Origin of the sequence: Micromonospora arborensis (assembly GCF_003205615.1) — a bacterium.
In the GTDB taxonomy this organism is placed as follows: Bacteria; Actinomycetota; Actinomycetes; order Mycobacteriales; family Micromonosporaceae; genus Micromonospora; species Micromonospora arborensis.
Genome location: NZ_PYBV01000030.1, coordinates 24,908 through 29,930, shown reverse-complemented (window position 1 = coordinate 29,930; position 5,023 = coordinate 24,908). Strand labels below are relative to the sequence as shown.

Below are 5,023 nucleotides of genomic sequence, written 5' to 3'. Positions count from 1 at the left end.
GACGAACGCCTCCTCCCGTCAAAGTCCCGAGGGCCACACCGTCCTTGACGGAATGGCCCTCACGCTGTCGCCGACCGGATCGGTTCGTGCCGCCTTCAACCCCTCCGGCCAGCCTCGTTCAGATCCGAAGAGTTTTACAGACCGGGAGCGGTTCCACCAGCCCTCAGGCCCGGAGCATTCTGCCTTTGACCTGCGATAACAGCGCGCCAGCTATCGCCCGTCTGGCCCAGGCCGACGGGACTCCGTGCGGTGGCGCCACCCGACCCTGTCCGGGTGGCGCCACCGCACCCGGTCACGGGGTCGGATGCTTTTTGGGACCGGTCCCTTCGTTCCCTGGCCGCAGTTCGTCACGGTCGTTCACCCCACTCGATGCGCCGGGTTTCGGCACGACGAGCGGTTCATTTGGCGCAGTGGCCGGGTCAGCCGCTGGTTCGGCTGCCGCGTCCACTTTGCCCAGGCTGCCCGCGTCCGGTACGCCATCCGGGTCACCGAGGCTGCCCGTCTTCGATGCGGCGCCGTCCCCACCTGGCGTATCCGCTTCCATCGGCACGCCGACGCGACCCACGGCGCGGGCAGTCGGCGGGGCCTCCCCTGCTGCCGCTGCTGCCGCCGACGGGCGGCGGGCGAGAAGCGCGGCAGCCGCGAGCCCGACGACGACCACCATGGCGATGGTGAGAACGCGGATCGGACCCGGCCCGGACCCACCGTCAGCATCGAGGGGCCGCGCCTCCGAGGCGAGCACCATCGTCACGGCCGCGTTCGGGTTGATCATGCCCCAGCCGGTGACCGGATCCGGGTCGTCATGCCCGGCACGGTCTGCCGTCGACTTGATCCGTTGTACCACCTGGCCGGCGTCGAGGTTCGGGAACGCCGACCGGACCAGGGTCACCGCACCGGCCACAAAGGCGACCGCGTACTGCGAGCCACTGCTGGCGCGCAGGCCCGAGCCACTGACCCCGAGGCTGGCCACGTCGATGCCGGGTGCGGTCACGTCGACCTCGGAGGCGCGGTAGTTCGCCGCCGGTTGGCCCTCGGCGCCGACCCCACCGACCCGAAGCAGGCCGGGCATCCCCGGCTGTGGCGACGCGTTCGTCTCCGCGGTAGGCGCCGACGCCACGACCACGACGTCATGTTCGAGAGCCGATTCGATCGCGTCCCGGACGGCCGGGTCGGACAGGTCCACGTAGGACCCGAGTGCGACCACCTTGGCACCTGCGGAGACCGCGACCTCGATCGCGGTTGCCGCGTCAGCCGGTGCGGACTTCGGTGAGTTGTGCACCACCCGCAGCGGCAGGATGGTCGCCGCTGGCGCCATCCCGGCCATCTTGTTACTCGGGGCCGCCGCGCCGGGCGAGGCGGCGACGATGCTGGCCATCGCGGTGCCGGAACCGAGGCAGTCGGTGTTGCCCCGGCCGCTGCCCGTGGGGATGTCCGCGCCGACGGCGACCCGGCCGGACAACTCCGGCAGGTTGGCGTCGACGCCCGAGTCGATGACCGCGACCAGAACACCCTCACCCTGGGTACGACCCCAGGCCTGGTCGGCCGCCATCCGCTCGTGTGCCCACCCGGAGTTGGTGCTGGTCGACGGCGACACGGTGCAGTGCTCGTTCGGCGTCGGCTTCGCACCCGCGCCTGGGGTGCCGGTAACTGGCGGAGCCGCCGGGGTGGAGGCCGGTGGAGCAGCCGGGGTGGAGGCCGGCGGAGCCGCCGGAGCAGGTGGCTGCGCGGAAGCCGGCGGAGCCGCCGGGGCGGAAGCCGGCGGAGCCGCCGGAGCAGGTGGCCGCGAGGACGCCGGAGGAGCCGCCGGGACGGGTGCCTTCGTGGGAGCCGGCGCAGCGCTGGCCGGCGGGTTCGCCGGGGGTGCAACGCTCGCTGGTGGCCGGCTCGGCTGGGTGGCGGCAGGCGACTGCGGTGCTGACGAGCCACCGGCGGGGGGCTTCGGCGCCGAGGCTGCCACCGACGGCGCGGCACCCTGCGGTGACGGGGCGGCTGTTGCGGGTACGGGTGCCTCGGTGGGCAGCAGGCCGTACTGGACACCCTCGCCGACCGCGTCCCAGGGCAGCACCAGCAACCAGCCGGCGCGCAACTGCATCGAATCGGTCAGCGCCTGCCCGTCGGGCTGGATCCGGCCGACGTTGAGGTGGTAGATGTCCTTAGCCCGACCGGTGGTGCCGAGCAGCCGCCCGGCGATCTCCGTCAGGCTCTTCGGTGCCCCCTGGTCGGCGGCGGTCACCGGGTAGTACTTGAGGTACTCGTCGCCGACGGTGTTGGTGGCCGTCGGCCGAGGCGTCGCCGCCGACCCACCGGCCGTCGTCGACGCGGAAGGGGTAGCCGCCGACGGCGTGGTGGCCACCTGGACCAGCCAGGGTTTCGCCACCGCTCCTTCAGCCTGACCCGGCCTGGTCGTCTGCGTGAGCACCGCCAACAGTGCCAGACAACCCAGCACACTCGACCAGGCCCGTACCTTCGCCGTCACCGGCGGCCCCCTTCGCCTCGCCACACGCTCGTGACACGCCTTGTCGTTGAAACCGACAAGGCACCCGTTCCGACGACGCTGCAAACCGGCCTTCGGTTCAATTCCGGTGGGCCGCAAATTTGGAGACAGGCGCGGTCCGGCCGTTCGACCCTCCGACATGGGCGCTTCCGTGGCCGGGCCGGCCGTCGCTGTGACGGGTTCGGTCACCAGCACCGACCAGCACACGGCGGGTAGAGCCGCCAGTGCCCTGACCGGGAACGTTGGCCGGGTTGGGTGACACGCCGGGGCAACGTTGTCCAGGCGCGGCTGACGGCTGGGAGAGCCGGGAGGACCGTGCAGATTCCTCCCGGCTCTCCGCAGACCTCAGAAGGCGCTGAGCATCGTCCAGTACTCCGTCGTGCGGAATCCGACGCTCTCGAAGAAGGGCAGGGACGGCTCATCCGCGTGCAGGTACGCGGCCTGGGCGCCCGCCGTGTGACCGTCGCGGAGCATCGCCTCGGTGAGGGCACGCCCGTACCCCCGACGCTGGAATGCGGGAACCGTCGAGATGTTGGCCAGGCCGAGGTACTGGTCGTTGAGGAATGCGACTCCGGCCGACACGGCCTCCCCCCGGTCGTTCTCGGCCACGTACGCCGAGGTGCCGGCCCTGTCCAGCACGGCTGGCATGTAGATGGCGGAGATCATCTCCGGCGGGGCGCCGAATCCCGCGCTGAGTACGGCGGCGAAGATCGCGGCCTCGTCTCCCGACAGGCGACGTACCCGCACCTCGCTGACGGGTTCGGGCCGCGTCGGACCGTACCCGTCGAGCGACACGAGCATGAACGGTTGCTTGGACGTGGTGGTCAGGCCGTACCGCGTCGCCGTCTCCATGATCTCCGGGCCCGGCTCCCCGCGCAGCCGGATGCTCCAGGGCGCCGGCCCGGACTCCCGGTCGGCGACCTCCGCCAACGCGGCGATCTCGGCAGCATCGGGCGTGGCGGCGGCACTGAGGATGGGATTCAGCGCCGGAACCATCGCGCGCGTCAGGGCGAGCAAAGTGCCGTTCGCGCTCCGCTCGCGGTATGAGCCGGGAATCGCCGCCGCCAGATCTTCGATGCCTGCCTGGAAGGCGAGTGCGGCCTTCGCGGTTGAATCATTCTCCGTCATCAGAACCCCCTGTTGTCGGTTGCGGGACGCCGATCCCCGCTGTTCAGGGTCCACCGTCCACGCGTTCACAGTTGGCACGATGCGCGGAAACACCGGAAAGTTCGAGGATCGGGCTATGGCCCCGGTCACCGATCTGGCCCTCCTCATCACAACGTTCCCGAGCAGAGCACTAGTGCACGCGAGCGCTCTCCACCGACTCGGTCCGGGCCTCGTCCGGGCGAGCGGCATCGCCGGGCACCTCGGCGTCGTCGGCGGTGGCGACCTCGGTGGCCGCGGCGTAAAGCACCGACAACGCCCGGTGCAGCGCCACCGCGTCGACCTCGGGCGGAAGATAGTCGTTGGCCCGGATCTCGTCGAGCAGGTCGGGGGCGGGCGCCAGGCCGTAGCTCCGCAGGTAGTAAGCGGTCGCTTCGGTCCAGATCCACCGTCCGTCGGTCCGGACCACCGCCGGCACCACCTCCGGCCGCTCTGGATCGAGTACGTCGGGCGCGTGGTCCGGCGTGATCAGCAGTGGCACGCCCGCGTCGAGGTAGTCCGCGACGCGATCATTTTCGGCCTGGTCGAGCCGGGGGTGCGTCGGGTCGAAGCCGGGTTCGGCACCAGTTTCGACGGCGTCGAAGACCGGCACGACGAGTGGTGCCTCCCCCGGTGTGGCCGTCCAGAGCAGCGCGGCGAAGCCGAGGGCGGTCCGCTGGTAGGGCGGCATCGTGTCGGGGTCGACAAAAGCCTCCACCTGCGGGTGGCTCTCCCCGGCGACGGCCAGCACGTCCTGAAGCTTGACGGCCAGCCCGGGAAGGGCCGTCTCATCATCGGCCTGAAGCAGGAACACCCGACGAGCCTGCGGCTGCTGGATGCCCATCGACGGGAACCGCCAGACGCGCCAGAGCGCACGAACCGGGGCGTCCGTGGCCAGCGACGCCATCGCCGCGACAGCTGCGGCGTCGACCTCGTCCATCCCGCCCGGTCCGGTGTACGGCACCGTCAAGTCGATGCTGTACGGGACGGCGGAGCCGTACTGCTCCAGCACCTCGGGGCTGACCGGCGCCGCCCCGTACAGCGGTTGCGAGGCGGCATCGGAGTGTTCGAGCGCGGCCAGCGCCTCGACGTCCTCGCCGGCGGCACGCAGGACGTCGGTGAGCAGCGCGGCATCGGCCTCGGTCACCGCGATCCGACCGGCGAGCGCGGCGAAGGCCACCGCCTGGGCGATCTCCACGAACTCGCCCTCGGCCAGCCAGCGTCGGGTCTCGACGATCAGCTCGTCGGGCAGCCGGCCGGCCATCCGCAGCAACAGCTGGTGGAAAGCGCCGGTCTGATCCGTCCGGCTCTCGGTTGTCTGGCTCATTGCAGCGTGTGGTCCTTCCCTCGGCGCGTCGGGCGGCACCGGACCCGACCGGAGCATCT

Annotated in this window: 3 protein-coding genes; all 3 read right to left on the bottom strand. The window is 71.3% G+C overall.

The annotated features are described in order from the left end of the window. Window positions 1-292 precede the first annotated feature (292 nt). The 3 genes from C7C45_RS34205 to C7C45_RS23115 all read right to left on the bottom strand — a co-directional run bounded on the left by C7C45_RS34205 (window position 293) and on the right by C7C45_RS23115 (window position 4,964). Window positions 293-2,476: a S8 family serine peptidase gene (locus C7C45_RS34205; protein WP_167454803.1), complete on the bottom strand. Its 2,184-nt coding sequence runs from the start codon at window positions 2,474-2,476 to the stop codon at window positions 293-295. Between the two features lie 363 nt (window positions 2,477-2,839). Beyond that, window positions 2,840-3,622, bottom strand: a complete 783-nt coding sequence (locus C7C45_RS23120) for a GNAT family N-acetyltransferase (RefSeq protein WP_110565802.1) — start codon at window positions 3,620-3,622, stop codon at window positions 2,840-2,842. A gap of 169 nt (window positions 3,623-3,791) precedes the next feature. Further along, the gene (locus tag C7C45_RS23115; RefSeq protein WP_110565801.1) at window positions 3,792-4,964 is read right to left on the bottom strand and encodes a hypothetical protein; all 1,173 of its coding nucleotides are present in this window, start codon (window positions 4,962-4,964) and stop codon (window positions 3,792-3,794) included. Between the last annotated feature and the right edge of the window lie 59 nt (window positions 4,965-5,023).

What these genes read in the sequence shown, in the direction of transcription:
- C7C45_RS23120 (WP_110565802.1), bottom strand. Translation starts at nt 3,622, where the DNA reads ATGACGGAGAATGATTCAACCGCGAAGGCCGCACTCGCCTTCCAGGCA.
- C7C45_RS23115 (WP_110565801.1), bottom strand. Translation starts at nt 4,964, where the DNA reads ATGAGCCAGACAACCGAGAGCCGGACGGATCAGACCGGCGCTTTCCAC.